The 1,209-nt window shown below is 53.3% G+C and carries 1 protein-coding gene; it reads left to right on the top strand.

Annotated features, from left to right (window positions below; all coding sequences use genetic code 11):
- A partial coding sequence (locus tag AB9K32_RS00115) for a beta strand repeat-containing protein (RefSeq protein WP_369884010.1) occupies positions 1–1,209 on the top strand: 1,209 nt, incomplete at both ends.

Raw genomic sequence — 1,209 nt, 5'->3', positions numbered from 1 at the left:
CGATATAGCCACCAATGCCACGAACTTGGCCAACCATATCTCGGCCGACGGAGATCTATCGGATACGAACGAGATCCAGAACATCGAGGAAGTGCTGACTGACGGGAACGATGCGAACGGTCTAGTGCTGACGGGCCTTGGTGCCCCGACCGCTGCGAGCGATGCCGCCACAAAGGCCTATGTGGACAGCGTGGCCGACGATGATATTACTGGAGTGAGCTTCGATGGCGGGACCAACGAGGTAACGGTCAGTGAGGGCGGTACAAGTTTTTCTGCGGACCTGTCCTCTTTGGACGATAGCGCCGGAGTAGCGGCCAATGCCGCAGACATCGCCAACAATACCACGGCAATCGGTAACAATGCCACGGATATTTCGAACAACGCTACCAATATCTCCAACAATACTACGGCTATTGGTAACAATGCTGCGAACATCACAACGAACGCTTCGGACATTGCCACCAATGCCACGAACCTGGCCAACCATATCTCGGCCGACGGAGATCTATCGGATACGAACGAGATCCAGAACATTGAGGAAGTACTGACTGATGGGAACGATGCGAACGGTCTAGTACTGACGGGCCTTGGTGCCCCGACCGCTGCGAGCGATGCCGCCACAAAAGCCTATGTGGACAGCGTGGCCGACGACGATATTACTGGGGTGAGCTTCGATGGTGGGACCAACGAGGTAACGGTAAGCGAGGGCGGTACAAGTTTTTCTGCGGACCTATCCTCTTTGGACGATAGTGCCGGAGTAGCGGCCAATGCCGCGGACATCGCCAACAACACTACTGCGATCGGTAACAATGCCACGGATATTTCGAACAACGCTACCAATATCTCCAACAATACTACGGCTATTGGTAACAATGCTACTAACATCACAGCGAACGCTTCGGACATCGCCAATAACACTACGAACATTTCGAACAATGCGAGTGCAATAGCGACGAACGCTTCGGACATTGCCAACAACACTACGAACATTTCGAACAACGCTACCAATATCTCCAACAACACTACGGCGATCGGGAACAATGCTACTAACATCACAGCGAACACTACCGATATAGCCACCAATGCCACGAACTTGGCCAACCATATCTCGGCCGACGGAGATCTATCGGATACGAACGAGATCCAGAACATCGAGGAAGTGCTGACTGACGGGAACGATGCGAACGGTCTAGTGCTGACGGGCCTTGG

The sequence above is a fragment of the Allomuricauda sp. XS_ASV26 genome (genome assembly GCF_041224615.1).
GTDB lineage: Bacteria > Bacteroidota > Bacteroidia > Flavobacteriales > Flavobacteriaceae > Flagellimonas > Flagellimonas alginolytica.
This window is presented reverse-complemented; position numbering and strand designations above follow the sequence as displayed.